The organism is Reyranella sp., assembly GCF_965227665.1.
Taxonomy (GTDB): Bacteria; Pseudomonadota; Alphaproteobacteria; order Reyranellales; family Reyranellaceae; genus Reyranella.
The window spans coordinates 1,395,229-1,410,589 of record NZ_OZ245767.1; the positions used below are offsets into that span (position 1 = coordinate 1,395,229).

Here is a 15,361-nt window from a genome sequence, read left to right on the forward strand (position 1 = left end):
GATGGATGCCACCCCTCTCGCTTCTCGCCGTGCCGCAGTCGATGTGCTGATGGCCTGCCTCGACAAGGGCCAGCCGCTCGACGACGCGCTGGCCGGCCACCGCGGCTTCACGGCCCTCGACCCGCGCGACCGCGCCTTCGTCCGGCTGCTGCTGGCCACCACCGTGCGCCATCTGGGCGAGATCGAGGGCGTGCTGTCCGGCCTGATCACCAAGCCCCTGGAGGGCGCGAACGCCGTCGGCCGCCAGGTGCTGCGCCTGGGCGCCGCCCAGCTGATGTTCCTCGGCACCCCGCCACATGCGGCGGTCGATACGTCGGTGCGCCTGGTCGAGGATGCCGGCCTGCATCACCTGAAGGGCCTGATCAACGCCGTGCTGCGCCGGATCTCGCGCGACGGCGACGCCCTGCTGGTGGATCGCGACCCCGCCCGACTCAATACGCCGCGCTGGCTGTGGGAAAGCTGGATCCACGCCTATGGCGAGGATACGACGCGCGCCATCGCGTCCGCGCACCTGCAGGAGGCGCCGCTCGATCTCACCGTCCGCCGCGATGCCGATTTCTGGGCCGGCCAGCTCGAGGCCGAGAAGCTGCCGACCGGCACGCTGCGCCGGAAGGCCGGCGGCCACATCGCCGAGCTGCCGGGCTTTGCCGAGGGCATGTGGTGGGTGCAGGACGCCGCCGCTGCCCTCCCCGTGCGGCTGCTGGGCGACGTCACCGACAAGCGCGTCGCCGATCTCTGCGCTGCGCCGGGCGGCAAGACGATGCAGCTCTGTGCCGCCGGCGCCCATGTGACGGCGGTCGACATCTCGGCCCGCCGCATGACGCGCCTCGGCGAAAACCTCGCGCGCGCCGGCCTATCGGCCAATCTCGTGACGGCCGATGCCAGCAAGTGGATGCCCGAGGAGAAGTTCGACGCCATCCTGCTCGACGCGCCCTGCTCCGGCACCGGCACCCTGCGCCGCCATCCCGACATCGCCTGGCTGAAGGACGAGGAGGACGTTGCGCGTCTGACGGTCACCCAGGACCGCCTGCTGGTGCGCGCCCTCGAGATGCTGAAGCCCGGCGGTACTCTCGTCTATGCGGTGTGCTCGCTGCAGGAGGACGAAGGCGTCGAGCGGATCAACGGCATCCTCGTCCGCAACCCTCAGGTAAAGCGCCTGCGCGTCACGCCGGCGGAACTGCCCGGCCTGGAGGACGCCATCACCCCGCGCGGCGACGTCCGCACCTACCCGTTCATGTGGGCCGAGCGCGGCGGCCTCGATGGGTTTTATATCGCGCGACTCGTCCGTTAGGGCTCATCTAGTACGATTTTTCGCGGAATGTGCGTTTCAGCACATTCCTCGCTCGCTCCCAGTGGGACCTTTGGCTGACAAGGCCGGGGGGTTATCCATGGAAGCAGCAAATCTTCCCAAACGTGCAGCCGTGGTCGTAATCGTCGGCCTGACGGCCGCCTGCAGCGGGATCCAGGGCTATCCCGTGGATCCGCAGAGTAATTCGACGACCGTTTCCGATCTTCAGCAGGAGTACTTCACCAAGACAAGCAGGCTGGAGACGGAATATACGGCGGCGCGCAACGATCCCGAGCTGCGCAGGGCGATCCGCAACGAGATCGTGTTTGGCCGAATGGAGGTCTACGAAATCTATTTCGGGCAGTTCCTCCGCTCCCTCAACCGAGACGCTAGCCTTCTCAACGTCGGCGCCGGTATCCTGGGGATTGCCCTCGGCGGCGTCGGCGCGGTCATCGCCGATACGACGACGAAATCCGCGATCTCGGCGGCAGCTGGAGGAATTGTCGGCGCACAGGGAATCATCAACAAGGACCTCTACTATCAGCAAACAATCGCCGCACTGATCGCACAGATGGAAGCCAATCGCGAGCAGGCGAAGGCGGCGATCTACACGAACCTCAAGCAATCAGATTCCGCCTATCCACTCCGCCGCGCTTATGTCGACCTCGAGTTGCTGGCAAAGGCGGGCAGCCTTCCAGCAGCAATCAGCGCCCTCACCCAGAAGGCGAACGCCGACAAGCAGGAAAGCCAGGCGCGGGCGCAGCAGATAAAGCTCAACTACGTTGAGACGGCAGGTACAAAAGCCCTCGACGCGTGGCTGACGCCCGACGGCGTCGTCAGCGTGAAGCGCGTTCAGGCGCTCCAAGCGTGGCTTGAGAAGAACTACAAGGCGCTGAATATCCCGGCGACGGGGCTGGCGAGCGCCGAAGATCCTTCCGGCAAGGTCAACTACGAGGACATTCGCAAGAAGGCATTGGCCAATACCGACCTAATGGAAACACCCGCCAAATAGCAAAGGAGGCCGAGCGATGGTTTGCGGAACTTTTGTCCAGAGCGGCGTTCCCAAGAACGACCTGCAGCATCGGGTTGCAATGTGGAACGCGAATGGCGCAACAAACGTCAGTTGGACGGCCAATGCGGATGGCACCTTCACCGTCACCGCGATCTTCCCACCCTGCCCCGACAACACGACACACGATACGGAAAGCAAGGCTCCAGGCGACTGACCACCGAGTCATACCACCGAGACCGACTGGCGATCCGAAGGATCGCCGCCTGGGCTACGCGGAAGTAGATTAACTGCGCTTAGACCCTCGAACTCGGGCTGTAGAACGGCTGGTGCTTCGACGGGTCCATGTAGTTCTCGTAGAACTTGCGGGCGTGCGGCAGCAAGGCGACCGAGAGCTTGCGGCGCTCGACCTCGTCGTCGGCCAGGGCCTTGCTGAGATCGTCGTGCAGGGCCTTCAGCGCGGCCGTCTTGTCGACCTTGGTGAAGAGCCCGTCCTTGTAGATCACCTCGCCGTCGCACATCGTCATGGTGACGGCCTGCTGCTTGGCGCGCTGCACCACCGCGTCGAGCGTCGGCGTCATCTCGTCGAGATAGGGATAGGCCACGCTCTCCCAGTCGATCAGCACCATGTCGGCGGCCTTGCCGACCTCCAAGGTGCCGATGCTTTCGCCGAACGGCGTCGTCTTCGCCCCGCCGACCGTCGCCATGCGCAGCACCTGCGCCATGGTCGGCACATCGGCCTCGACCATGCCCGGCACGCGGTGGGCGCGCAGGACCAGCTTCAGCTCCTGCAGCATGTCGCGGTCGTCGTTGATGCCGGCCTCGTCGAGACCGATCGCGGTGTTGATGCCCTTCTTCTCGAAGTGATTGAGCGCGGCCACGCCCGAGCGCAGGCGGAAGTTGGACGAGCAGTTGTGGCAGACGCAGCCCTTGGCCTCGGCCAGCCGGTCGATGTCCTTCTCGTTCAGCCACACGCCATGGCCGAGCGTCAGCCGCTCGTTCACCATGCCGAACCGGTCGATGTATTCGAGCGCGGTGCAGTTGCCGCGCCGCCAGGCATATTCCTTCTGATAGGCCGTCTCGAGCAGGTGCATGTGCATCGGCACGTTGTATTTGGCCGAAGCATCGCTCAGCTTGGTGAGCGCGCGGTCCGAGCACCAATGCAGATTGGCGGGCGCGAGCTGGATCTTCACCCGGCGCTTGTTGTGATGCTGCGAGTGGAACGACTTGAACATGTCCATCGCATCGTCGAGGCTCATCTTGAAGCGGTCGAACCAGCGCTGCATCGGCCCCTGCAGGTCCTTGGGCAGGCTGCGCACGAATTCCTCGTCGGCCTGGTAGACGAGCCGGTTCTGATCGCGCACCGCGTAGCAGTAGCTGACCCGCATGCCGACATCTTCATAGGCCTTGATGGTCTGGCCCGCGCGCTTCTCCGCCTCAGGCAGTGTGCCCGGCAGCCACCCCTGGATATGCTGCACCGTGGTGATGCCCGAGCCGATCATCTCGAAGGCCGAGTACAGCGTATCGAGATAGAGGTCGACGTTGCGGATCACCATGCGGGTGATGAACCACAGTTCCAGCGGCATGTCGGGCGAGCCGAGCTGGACCGGCGTCAGGCCGACATGGTGATGGCCGTTGACGAAACCCGGCAGCAGGATCTCCTTGCCGGTGCCGATCACCGGGACGGTCGGATGCTTGGCGTGCAGGTCGTCATAAGTTCCGACGGCGACGATGACACCGTCCTCCTGCAGGACGGCGCCGTCCTTGATCTCGTTCCAGGTAAAGCGGTCCCTGGTGCCAGTGATGGCGGCGCGGCTGCGGATGAGGCTGGTGGCCATAGTCGGCTTCTCCTTGTTCACCGAAGCCGCAAGCAAGGGATATGCCAGCTACTTCCTGACCAGCGCCCTGTGCCGCTGGCGTTCGATGTGCCCGAGATAGAGGCCGGAGCAGATGATCACGCCGGCGCCCACCCAGGTCCAGAAGTCGGGAAAGTCGCCGAACACCAGGTATCCCAGCAGGGCGGCGCCGAGCAGCTGCACGTAGTTGAAGGGCGCCACGACGGCCGCCGGCGCCTGGCTGTAGGCGATGGTCAGGAAATAATGGCCGACGCCGGCCATGATGCCCATGCCGACGAACAGCACCCAGTGCCAGCCGAAGGTCGGCGTTACCCATTCGAAGGGCAGCATCGGCAGGGCCACCGCGGTGCCGACGATCGTGGCCATGGTGGCCGAGGCATCGGGCCGCTCGGCCTGCCCGTAGCGCCGCGAGAAGAGCTGGTAGAGCGAACTCGAGACCGTGCTGCCGACGATCCACAGCGAATGCCACTCGAAGTGCGCCGAGCCCGGCCGCACCACGATCAGGGCGCCGACGAAGCCCACCATGACGGCCACCCAGCGCTTCGGTCCGACCGGCTCGCCCAAAAACTTCGACGACAACGCCGTGACGATCAGCGGGCTGGTGAGCGAGATCGAGGCCGCCGAGGCCAGCGGCATGTCGACGATGCCGTGGAAGTAGAGATACGAGGACAGGAAAAGCAGCAGGCCGCGCACGATCTGGCTCGGCACGTTGTGCCAGCGGAACAGTGCCATTCCCGCGCGCGGCAGGAAGATCGCCATCATGAAGATGAAGGCGAAGGCGTAGCGTCCCCAGATCACCTCGATGACCGGGTAGGTCTGGCTCAGCGTCTTGGACATCGCGTTCAGGACGGAAAAGCACAGGACCGAGAAGATGATCGAGAGAATCGCCCGCAGGATCCGGTCGGTTGGCGGGGGCGCGCTGGCACTCATCGGCAGCAACTTAACCTGCTGGTGCCGACCAACAAGTGCAGGCACGGACTAAGCGGACGCCCGCAGTGCATGGGTCGTTCCGGATGCTGGCATTGACCGGCCGCCGCCTGCCCGTCAGGTGCGCAATTCCTTCGTGAGTTCCTGGTCGGTCGGCCAGAGCAGCAGCGAGACCACCATCAGAATACCGAGGCCGCCGGTGATGCCGGCGAACCGGTCGACCCCCGGCATGATGCTGTCCGGCGGCGCCAGCCCCTGCACCATCGTGACGACGAAGACGAAGGCGAACTGGGTGCCGACATAGGGGACGCCGTGGCGGCCCATCTGGATGTGCATGCCCACCCAGACGACGCCGCCAATCATGGCGAGCCACCAGAAGAAGGATTCGACCTGCAGCGCGAGGCAGGCCAGGGCGACGATGCCGCCCAGCAGGCAGCCCATGAAGCGGTGGAAAGACTTTTCCGCCACGAGGTGGCGCGTCGTGGTGCCGCCGTCGGCGATCAGCGGCGCCGCCATCACCACGGCGATCGTGACCGCCATCTCGCCCACGTCCGGCAGGTCGACCATCACCCAGACGATCATCACGGTCACCACGGAGATGGCGGCACGGACCCCGTGCAGAACCGACGGCCATTGCGCGCCCAGCAGGTGCCGCCACCCCGGCGCCGTGGCCGGCGGCTCTGCATGCCAGTCCTGCAGCAGCTTGGCGGTCACCATCGCGCAGGAGACGCCGACCGCCACGTCGAGCGTGCGGTAGCAGGCGATCTCGAACGCCTGTGTCGGGTCGTTGAGACTCATCAGCAGCACGAGGCTGGAGGTGATCGCCATGAACAGCCAGGCCAGCCCGTGCGGGCTCACCTGGACGGCGATGACGCCGGCCATGGTCGCACAGCCCAGGAACAGGCATAGAGCCACCTGGTCGTAGGGCAGCCAGCGCGCCATGACGAAGCCGAGGACAGCGCCCGCGATCGTACCGCTCAGCCGCAACAGGCCGCGCCGCACCGAGGCCGCGCCCGTCGACATCAGGGACATGTAGCCGCTGATTGCCGCCCACCAGGGTGCATCGAGCTGCATCACCAGCGCCACCGTCGTGGTGAGCATCACCGAGACGGCCGCGACGGTGCCCATGCGCGACTGTGCCGGACGGGTGCCGATATCGGCCAGCTCGCGCCCGAAGCCGGTCAGGGTCCGGTCCAGGAGCCGCGCGCCCTCACGAACGTCTTCGGCGACCGCCCTCCCGTAGCGTCCGATATCCGAAAGGCCCCTCACGGGAAAATAACGGTCCGCGCATCGGCGCCCATGTAGAGCTTGAAGCCGGGCGGCAGCTCTTCCAGCACGATGGTCACCGGGATGCGACGCTGGAGGCGGATCCAGTCCGTCGTCGGCGCCACGTAGGGCAGCAGCTTGTCGACGCCCGGGTTGCGGCTGAAGCCGCGGGCGATGCCGGTGATCCTTCCCTTGTGGAAATGCCACGGCGAGCTGTCGAGCCAGACCCAGGCGGTGTCGCCGATCTTGAAGTCGCGGATGTAGTACTGCTTGTAGTTGGCCATGATGCGCCAGGCATCGGCATCGACGATGCCGACGTTCGGCACGCCGGTCGTGGCCATGTCGCCCCTGCGGAGCGTGAGATTGGTGATCGCCCCGTTGTTCGGCGCGTGCACGATGGTGCGGTCGAGGTTCCATTGCGCCGACGCCAGCTGCGCCTTCGCCAGTTCCAAGGCGGCCTGATGGGCGCCGATGTCGGTCTCCGCCTTGGCGATCGCCACGGTGGAGATTGTCATCTCTGCCTTGGACCGGCGCAGCTCGTCGTTGGCCCGGTCGAGTTCGGCGATGGGCGCGAATTCGCGCTTGGCGAGGTCGGAGAACCGGCTCTGCTCCTGGACGGCGTAGGTGTGGGCCGAGGTCGAGACCTGCAGGGCCGCCTGGGCCAGAGCCAGCTCCTCCTGCGCCACCTTGAGCTGGGCGGCGGCGCGATCGATCTGCGCCTGCCACTGGTTGACCACCAGCTGGAAGGGCTCCGGATCGATCGTGTACAGCCTGTCGCCGATCTTGACGTCCTGGTTGTCGACGACGTGGACCTGGATGATCTGCCCGGTCACCTGCGGCGCCACCGCCACCAGATCCGAACGCACATAGGCGTCGTCGGTGAAGGCGACGAACGAGGTGACGACCTCGTACAGGATGAAGAGCCCGAGGATCGTGCCGCCAACCGTGAGCAGCCGATGCAGGCGGCTGGTCTCGACGGCCGGCCTCGCGGACGGCGCCGGAGCGGCAGGCGGTTCGGGCGCCGCAGCCGGGGTGGGTTCGGTCGGCGGCGCAGGCGTCGCGACGGTCTTCGGCGCGGCGGGCACGATCTCGGTCTGTCCGGGAGGGGTCACGTCGGGCGGCATCGCGTCGGCAAAGTAACGCGGCCGGCGCTAGAAGCCCATGCCCTTGATCTTCGCTGCGAGCGCCGACACGGAGAATGGCTTTCCGAGGAAGTTCACGCCGGCATCGATGACGCCGTGATGAACGATCGCGTTGGCCGTGTATCCCGTCATGTAGAGAACCTTGAGGTCGGGCCGCCGCGCGACCGCGAGCCCTGCCAACTGACGCCCGTTCATGCCACCCGGCAGACCGACATCGGTGAACAGGAGGGCGATATCGCCGTGCTTTTCCAGGATACGCAGCGCCTGCTCGCCGTCGCCGGCCTCGTGCACCGTGCACCCGCACTCCCGACAGGCCGCCACCGCGAACTCGCGCACGACGGGATCGTCCTCGACCACCAGCACGACCGGCCCCGTGCCTGCCGCGGCGCTGACCGAGGGCGCGACCTCCGCAGGGGCTCCCGCTTCGGTCTGAGTACGCGGCAGATAGACCTTCACGGTCGAGCCGTGGCCGACCTCGCTGTAGATCTTCAGATGGCCGCCGATCTGCTTGATGTAGCCATAGGTCATGCTGAGGCCGAGGCCCGTACCCTGGCCGCGTTCCTTGGTGGTGAAGAACGGCTCGAACGCACGGGCGATCGTCTGCTGATCCATGCCGGTGCCGGTGTCGGAGACCGCAATCATCACGAACTGGCCGGGCGTGACCTCCACGTTGGCGGCGGCATAAGCATCGTCGAGATGGGCATTGGCGGTCTCGATCGTGAGCGTGCCGCCGCCCGGCATCGCATCGCGGGCGTTGATCGCCAGGTTGAGGATGGCTGCCTCGAGCTGGGCCGGATCGGCACTCGCGCGCCACAGGCCGCCGCCCAGGACCGTCTCGATCTTCACACTCTCGCCGAGGGTTCGCCGCAGCAGCTCCGACATGCCGGTGACCAACCGGTTCGCGTCGACTGCCTCGATCTGGAGCGGCTGCTGACGCGCAAAGGCCAGCATGCGCTGGGTGAGCGTGGCCGCCCGCGATACGCCGGTCCGGGCGAGATCGAGGAAGCGCACGACCTCCGGCGTCGGCTGTGGCACCCGGCGGCCGACCATCTCGATGGCGCCGCCGATGCCCGTGAGAAGGTTGTTGAAGTCGTGGGCGATGCCGGCCGTGAGCTGTCCCACCGCGGTCATCTTCTGCGACTGCCGCAGGCTCTCCTCGGCGGTGGCACGCCGGACCTGTTCCTCCCGAAGCCGCTCCAGCGTCTCGGCCTGGCCCGCGGCCCGGCGCGAGGCAAGGAGCGCGAGCGCGAACAAGGCCAGCGTCGCCGGCAGCCCGAACAGGAGATGCGCCGACATGCGGTGGATCCAGGCGTCGCGGACGGCGTCGCTGGCGACGCCCACCGCCACATACACCGGCAGCTCGGGGAGCTTGCGATAGACCACGGTGCGCGCGATGCCGTCGATGGTCGCCTGTGGCGTGGTGTAGGTACCGGACTCCGGGTTAGCGGCGATCGCCTGCATGAACGCCGAACCGCGCTCGAATTTGGTCGGACCCGTTGACGCCGGATAGCGCGCCAGCAGTTCGCCGTCAGCGCGCACCAGAGAGACCGAGTAATTGTCCACCCCGGAGGCCTGCTCGAAGAGCTTTCCGAAGTAGGACGGAGGGATGGCCACCAGGATGACGCCATCGAAGCCACCGTCCGACCTCAGCCGCTGCTCGCTGTACTGGAATATGTCCAGGTTCTTGATGCGGCTGCGGTAAGTCTCGCTGACATAGCGCTGCTGCCGGTCGTCACGGTGAGCCATGAAATATGGCCGGTCAGCCGCCGTAACGTTGGGTGGGATTGGATGGACGTCGGCGGCGACCAGCGGCCGCCCCTCCCTGTCGAGAATGAAAACATCCTCGACCTGCGGCAGCCTTTGAATGAGCAGCTTCAGCTGCTGGTGCAGCTTGGCCTCGTTGTGCCGAATATCATCGTCGTTCAGATCGTCGACGAGGCTGATCACGTTGCTGACGATGAGCTGCTGCGTCTCGAAGGTGGCCCGGGAGCCGACATAGAGCAGATCGAGGGTCCGGTTCAGCCGCTCCTCGAATTGCCGCTGGGTCTCGCCGTAGGCCAGCCAGCTTGCACCCGCGAAAAGCAGGGCCGGCACGACGAGCGTGGCCGCGAGGAGAACGAACGACGCGTCGGCCGCCGTCTTGCCGCGCAGCGTCCAGGTCTCGATTTTCAGAAGCCGCCGCACGTGCGCCTAGGCAGACTTGCGGATGAGCGAAACCACGAAGTTGGAGAGCTCTGACGCGCTGTAGGGCTTGGGAAAGGAATGCATGGTGATCCCCGCCGGCAGCGTGCTGGGCGCCGAGGCTCCCGAGCAGCGGATGATGGGAAGGCCCGGCCGGTGCAGCGCCGCCGCCTCGATCACCTTCTCGCCCGACATGTCGGGAAGGCCGATGTCGACGATCACGACGCCGAGCGGCGTGTCACTCTGCAGCACGTCGAGCGCCTCGCGCCCGGTCGCGGCTTCGATGCACTCGACGCCGACGTCGCTCAACGCGTCGACGAGAACGGCGCGGATCAGGAATTCGTCTTCAGCCAGCAACACACTCGACATGCAGCAACCCTATTCGGCCGCCTTGGACGCGGCGGGTTTCGGCTTGAACGGAAGAATGCTTGTGGCTCGCGCCGCGGGCAACGGCAAGGGCGGGGTTTCCACACCCAGCGTCCGCGCCGCATTCCACGCCCAGCGCGGATCGATCAGGAACGGACGCGCGTGCGCCGTGCAGTCGGCTTCGCCCGAAGCGATGATCTGCTCGGCCTGCTCGGGCTCGGTGATCAGCCCGACGGCCCAGGTCTTGATACCGGCTTCCTTGCGGATGCGGGCCGAGAACGGCACCTGGTAGCCGGGGCCGACCGAAAGCTTCTGGCCCGGCGCGTTGCCGCCCGAGCTGACATCGACGAAGTCGCAGCCGAGCGCCTTGAACTGCCGCGCCGTCTCGATCGAGTCCTCGAGGGTGATGCCACCTTCGACCCACTCCACGGCCGACAGCCGCACGCCCAGCGCCTTCTCGGCCGGCCAGATCCTGCGTACGGCTTCGAACACTTCCAGCGGGAAGCGGCGGCGCTTCTCGGCGCTGCCGCCATACTCGTCGGTGCGATGGTTGCTGATCGGCGACAGGAACTGATTGAGACAGTAGCCGTGCGCGCCATGCAGTTCGATCACGTCGAACCCCAGCCGGAGGCTGCGCTCGGCAGCATCGACGAAGGCCTGCTTCACGCGCTTCAGGCCGACGGCGTCGAGCGCCACCGGCGTATGCCAGTGCTTATCCGGATCGTAGGCGAGCGCCGACGGACCGTAGGTCGTCCAGGGAAGATCCGGCGCATCGGCCTGCGTGAGCGGCCCGCCGCCCTTCCACGGGCGCTGCGCCGAGGCCTTGCGGCCGGCATGGGCAAGCTGCACGCCGAGCTTCACCCCCGGCATCCAGCCGCGAATCCAGTCGACCACCGACTTCAGCGCCGCCTCGTTCTCGTCGCTGTAGAGGCCGAGGCAGCCTTGCGTGATGCGGCCTTCGCGTTCGACATGGGTGGCTTCGAGGCAAAGAAGTCCAGCGCCCGACATGGCGAGCATGCCGTAATGGACCTGGTGCCAGGGCTGGGCGCTGCCGTCGACGGCCGAGTACTGGCACATCGGCGAGACGACGATGCGGTTGGGCAGCGTCACGCCGCCGAGCTCGACGGGGGTGAAGAGTTGGGCGGTCATGGATGTCCTCGGATGGTCAGCCGTTGATCGAAGGTCCGGCTTCGTGGCCCAGCCACTCCTCGATCAGGCGGCGGGCGATCGAATCGCGGCGCGGCATGAAGAAGGAACCGTCCTTCGGAAGATTCTCGGTGCGCAACTCCTCGCGGCTCATCCAGCGTGCGCTTTCGAGCTCGGATTCGTTGACGCTGAAGTCCATCGACTCGGCCTCGGCATGGAAGCCGATCATCACCGACGCCGGGAAAGGCCAGGGCTGGGACGAGCGGTAGATCACGTCCTTCACCTTGACCTTCACTTCCTCGTAGACCTCGCGTGCCACGGCATCCTCGAAGCTCTCGCCGGGCTCGACGAAGCCCGCCAGGGTCGAATGCATGCCGCGCGGAAAGTGCTTGCCGCGGCCCAGCAGGCACTTGTCGCCGTGATGGACCAGCATGATCACCGCGGGATCGGTCCGCGGGAAGGTCTCGGTCTTGCAGTTGTCGTTGGTGCACATGCGCACGTGGCCGCCGCGCGTCACCTTGGTGGTGGCGCCGCAGACGCCGCAATAGCGATGGCGGCGGTGCCAGTAGGTCATGCCGCGCGCATAGGCGAGGATCGACCCCTCGCGCGCGAACAGCAGCGGACCGACTTGGCGCAGATCGACGAACTCGCCCAGTTCCTTGAGCGGCACGTCCTTGCCGGTGACGTCGACGGCGAAGTACGGCGTGCCCTCGACATAGCCCAGGAAGATCTGGACGTCGCTCGAATTGGCGATCGCGCGGCCCATCATGCCCTGGAGGAAGACCGCTTCGGGATTGCCGCCGGTCTTCACCAGGTTCTTCTCGGTGTCGATCGGCACGAAGCGCGCGGCCCCCGAGGACGCAAGTTCGATCATCCGTTCATCGTTCTCGCGCTCATGGCTGGCACGGTCGATTTCGGCGCTGGAATAGGGATTTCTTGGATTTCTCATAGGCCGCGGACCGTGCCACAGGGCCGCCCGCGCCGCAATTGGGTCAGGCAGCCAGCGCGCGCTCGAGCACCTGTGCCACGTGTATCGCCTGACGGTCGGACCCGTCGGCGATCTGGTGGCGGCACGAGGTACCGTCGGCCACGACGAGGGTTCCCGCATCGGCCTTGCGTACCGCCGGCAGCAGCGACAGCTCGGCCATGGCGATCGATGTCTCGTAGTGCTCGGCCTCGTAACCGAAGCTGCCGGCCATGCCGCAGCAGCTCGACTCGATGGGCGTCACCGCGAGATCGGGCACGAGCGAAAGCACCTCCTGCACGGCACTCATGGCACCGAAGGCCTTCTGGTGGCAGTGGCCATGCAGGAGCGCCTTCTTCTCCGACAGCGGCTGGAGCGCCAGGTCGAGACGTCCCGCTTTTTTCTCGCGCGCGAGGAATTCCTCGAACAGCATCGCGTGGGCGGCGACCTGCTCGGCCTCCTCGCCGAAGCCGAGCGCCAGGAATTCATCGCGCAGGGTGAACAGGCAGGACGGCTCGAGACCAATGATCGGCACACCCTTCTGCGCGAAGGGTCGGAGCGCGTTCAGGGTGCGCAGCGCCTCGCCCCTCGCCCGCTCGACCTGGCCGGTCGCCAGATAGGTGCGGCCGCAGCACAGAGCCGGTGCGCCCAAGGTCGGCCAGGCGACGGCGACGCGATGGCCGGCGGCGGTCAGCACCCGGCGGGCGGCGTGCAGAATCTCGGGCTCGAAATTGTTCGAGAAGGTGTCGGCGAAGATCACGACGGTGGCGTCGTTGTCGTCGACTTCGGTGGTCGACAGGAACGTGTCGCCGCGCCACTGCGGCAGGCGGCGCTGCTTGGCGAAGCCCAGGTAGGACTGCACGAACCAGGCCGCGTTGAACAGCCAGGGCATGCGGCGCGCCCATGGCGCCATCGACGACGTGGCGCCGATCAGCCGGTCGCGCCAGCTCAGTCCCTTGGCCATGCGGCGCGCCGCCTTCACCTCGATCTTCATGCGCGCCATGTCGACGCCGGTCGGGCAGTCGCGCTTGCAGCCCTTGCAGCTCACGCAAAGGTCCATCGCCGCCGCGACCGCATCGGAGCGCAAACCCTCCGAGCCGAGTTGGCCGGACAGCGCCAGGCGGAGCGTATTGGCCCGGCCGCGGGTCAGATGCTTCTCGTCGCGCGTCACGCGGAAGGACGGACACATGGTGCCGGCGTCGAACTTCCGGCAATGGCCGTTGTTGTTGCACATCTCCGCGGCCTTCGCGAAGCCGCCGGCAAGATCGCCGCCGGTGCCGGGCGCGGTCGAGATCTCGGTGACCGGATCGGTCTGTACGTTCCAGGCCGACCAGTCGAGCGCCGGCTCATACTTGAGCGACTCGTATCCCGGCTTGAAGCGGAACAGCGAGCGGTCGTCCATGCGCGAGGGCCGCACGATCTTGCCGGGGTTCAGCATGTTCTCGGGGTCGAACAGGTCCTTGACCGTCTCGAACGCCTTGGTGAGCCGCGGCCCGAACTGCCACGCCACCCATTCCGAGCGCACCAGCCCGTCGCCATGCTCGCCCGAGAAGGCGCCCTTGTACTCGCGCACCAGCGCCGAGGCCTCCTCGGCGATCGCCCGCATCTTCTCCGCACCGTCGCGGCGCATGTCGAGGATCGGCCGCACGTGCAAGGTGCCGACCGAAGCATGGGCGTACCAGGTGCCCCGCGTGCCGTGCTTGCCGAACACGTCGGTCAGGCGCTGCGTGTAATCGGCGAGATGTTCGAGCGGAACGGCGCAGTCCTCGATGAAGGAGACCGGCTTACCATCGCCCTTCATCGACATCATGATGTTGAGGCCGGCCTTGCGGACTTCCCACAGTTCCGACTGCGGCCTGGGCTCGGGCATCTCCACGACACTGCCCGGCATACCGAGATCGGCCATCAGTTCGACGAGCCGCGCGAGGTCGCGCAACTGGTCCTCGCGCTCCTCGCCCGCGAACTCGACCAGCAGGATGGCCTCGGGCTGGCCGATCAGCGCCCGCTCGATCACCGGCCGGAAGGCGGGATTGGCGCGCGCCAGCTCGATCATCGTGCGGTCGACCAGCTCCACGGCGGCCGGCTTCAGCTTCACGATGTGCTGGGCGCTGTCCATCGCCTTGTAGAAGCTGGGAAAATTCACGACGCCCAGCGTCTTGTGCTTCGGGACTGGCGCCAGGTTGAGCGTGAGCCGCTCGGTCACCGCCAGCGTCCCCTCGCTGCCGACCAGCAGGTGCGCCAGGTTCACCGAATTGTCGGTCGTGTAGGGCCGTTCCGACTGCGGGAAGAAGATGTCGAGATTGTAGCCGCCGACCCGGCGCAGCACGTGCGGATACATGCGCTCGATCTCGGCGCGCTCGGCGAAGGCCAGCTCCGCCACCTTGTCGGCGATGGCGCGCACGCCGGCAGGCATGTCCTCCGGGCGCGTCGAGCCGAAGCGGGCACGCTGGCCGTTGGCCAGCAGCGCGTCGATCGAGGCCACGTTGTGCACCATGTTGCCGTAGCGGATCGAGCGCGAGCCGCAGGAATTGTTGCCGGCCATTCCGCCCACGGTGCACTGCGCCGAGGTCGAGACATCGACCGGGTACCAGAGACCGTGCGGCTTCAGCCACGCGTTGAGATGGTCGAGCACGATGCCGGGCTGGACCGTCACCTGCCGCTTGGCCTTGTCGAAGCCCACCACCTCGCGCAGGTACTTCGAACAGTCGATGACCAGCGCCTCGCCCACCGTCTGGCCGCACTGCGACGTGCCGGCGCCGCGCGGCAGGATCGCCGCCTTGGCGTCGCGCGCCACGTCGACAGCCAAAGCCAGGTCGGCCTCGTCGCGCGGGATCACCACGCCCACCGGCTCGATCTGGTAGATCGAGGCGTCGGTCGAATAGCGCCCGCGCGAGGCCCGGTCGAACAGGACCTCCCCCTTGAGGCTGCGCCGCAGATTCTGTTCGAGCTTGCTCATATCCGAGGCGATCCCAGAGCGCGGACACTGGCCGCAAGAAGGTGAAGCGAAAGGTCCCTCACTTCGTTCGGGATGACATGGTTTCCTGCGTCAGCGCACTGCGACAGCCCTGAAAATGCTGTCATCCCGAACGAAGTGAGGGACCCTTGAATGACGGGTCGTTCAGCCATCTCGTTCGCCCCCATTCGCTCCCGCATCCGACCCACCTCTCCCTCCCCGCGCGTGAAACGCGGGCGGAGAGGGCATAAAGAGGAGCGTTG

The 15,361-nt window shown here is 66.6% G+C and carries 11 protein-coding genes; 2 read left to right on the forward strand and 9 right to left on the reverse strand.

Annotated features, from left to right (window positions below; translation table 11 throughout):
* The first annotated feature begins 1 nt into the window (after position 1).
* A complete protein-coding gene (locus tag ACO07I_RS06720) occupies positions 2 to 1,291 on the forward strand; it encodes an RsmB/NOP family class I SAM-dependent RNA methyltransferase (RefSeq protein WP_422015575.1) in 1,290 nt (429 codons plus the stop codon).
* Positions 1,292 to 1,388: 97 nt separating this feature from the next.
* Positions 1,389 to 2,300, forward strand: a complete 912-nt coding sequence (locus ACO07I_RS06725) for a hypothetical protein (RefSeq protein ID WP_422015577.1) — start codon at positions 1,389 to 1,391, stop codon at positions 2,298 to 2,300.
* A 293-nt stretch (positions 2,301 to 2,593) separates the two neighbouring features.
* On the opposite strand, the gene ACO07I_RS06730 is transcribed toward ACO07I_RS06725, so the two are convergent.
* The 9 genes from ACO07I_RS06730 to ACO07I_RS06770 all read right to left on the reverse strand — a co-directional run bounded on the left by ACO07I_RS06730 (position 2,594) and on the right by ACO07I_RS06770 (position 15,101).
* On the reverse strand, positions 2,594 to 4,135 hold the full coding sequence (locus ACO07I_RS06730) for an amidohydrolase family protein (protein WP_422015579.1): 1,542 nt from the start codon (positions 4,133 to 4,135) through the stop codon (positions 2,594 to 2,596).
* A 48-nt stretch (positions 4,136 to 4,183) separates the two neighbouring features.
* On the reverse strand, positions 4,184 to 5,083 hold the full coding sequence (locus ACO07I_RS06735) for a DMT family transporter (protein WP_422015581.1): 900 nt from the start codon (positions 5,081 to 5,083) through the stop codon (positions 4,184 to 4,186).
* Positions 5,084 to 5,197: 114 nt separating this feature from the next.
* The gene (locus ACO07I_RS06740) at positions 5,198 to 6,349 is read right to left on the reverse strand and encodes an FUSC family protein (protein ID WP_422015583.1); all 1,152 of its coding nucleotides are present in this window, start codon (positions 6,347 to 6,349) and stop codon (positions 5,198 to 5,200) included.
* A complete protein-coding gene (locus ACO07I_RS06745) occupies positions 6,346 to 7,458 on the reverse strand; it encodes an HlyD family secretion protein (protein WP_422015585.1) in 1,113 nt (370 codons plus the stop codon). The genes ACO07I_RS06740 and ACO07I_RS06745 overlap by 4 nt, the downstream gene beginning before the upstream one ends.
* Before the next feature lie 39 nt (positions 7,459 to 7,497).
* Positions 7,498 to 9,672 carry an ATP-binding protein gene (locus tag ACO07I_RS06750; RefSeq protein ID WP_422015587.1) on the reverse strand — a complete coding sequence of 725 codons (2,175 nt, stop codon included), beginning with the start codon at positions 9,670 to 9,672 and terminating at the stop codon, positions 7,498 to 7,500.
* Between the two features lie 6 nt (positions 9,673 to 9,678).
* Positions 9,679 to 10,038 (reverse strand): response regulator, encoded by a 360-nt coding sequence (locus ACO07I_RS06755; protein ID WP_422015589.1) that lies wholly within the window; start codon positions 10,036 to 10,038, stop codon positions 9,679 to 9,681.
* Positions 10,039 to 10,047: 9 nt separating this feature from the next.
* Positions 10,048 to 11,184, reverse strand: a complete 1,137-nt coding sequence (locus ACO07I_RS06760; RefSeq protein WP_422015591.1) for an NADH:flavin oxidoreductase/NADH oxidase — start codon at positions 11,182 to 11,184, stop codon at positions 10,048 to 10,050.
* Positions 11,185 to 11,200: 16 nt separating this feature from the next.
* Positions 11,201 to 12,055 (reverse strand): NAD(+) diphosphatase, encoded by an 855-nt coding sequence (nudC, locus tag ACO07I_RS06765; RefSeq protein ID WP_422015593.1) that lies wholly within the window; start codon positions 12,053 to 12,055, stop codon positions 11,201 to 11,203.
* 118 nt (positions 12,056 to 12,173) lie between these two features.
* Entirely contained in the window at positions 12,174 to 15,101 is a 2,928-nt protein-coding gene (locus tag ACO07I_RS06770; RefSeq protein ID WP_422015595.1) for an FAD-binding and (Fe-S)-binding domain-containing protein, read from the reverse strand.
* Positions 15,102 to 15,361 lie beyond the last annotated feature (260 nt).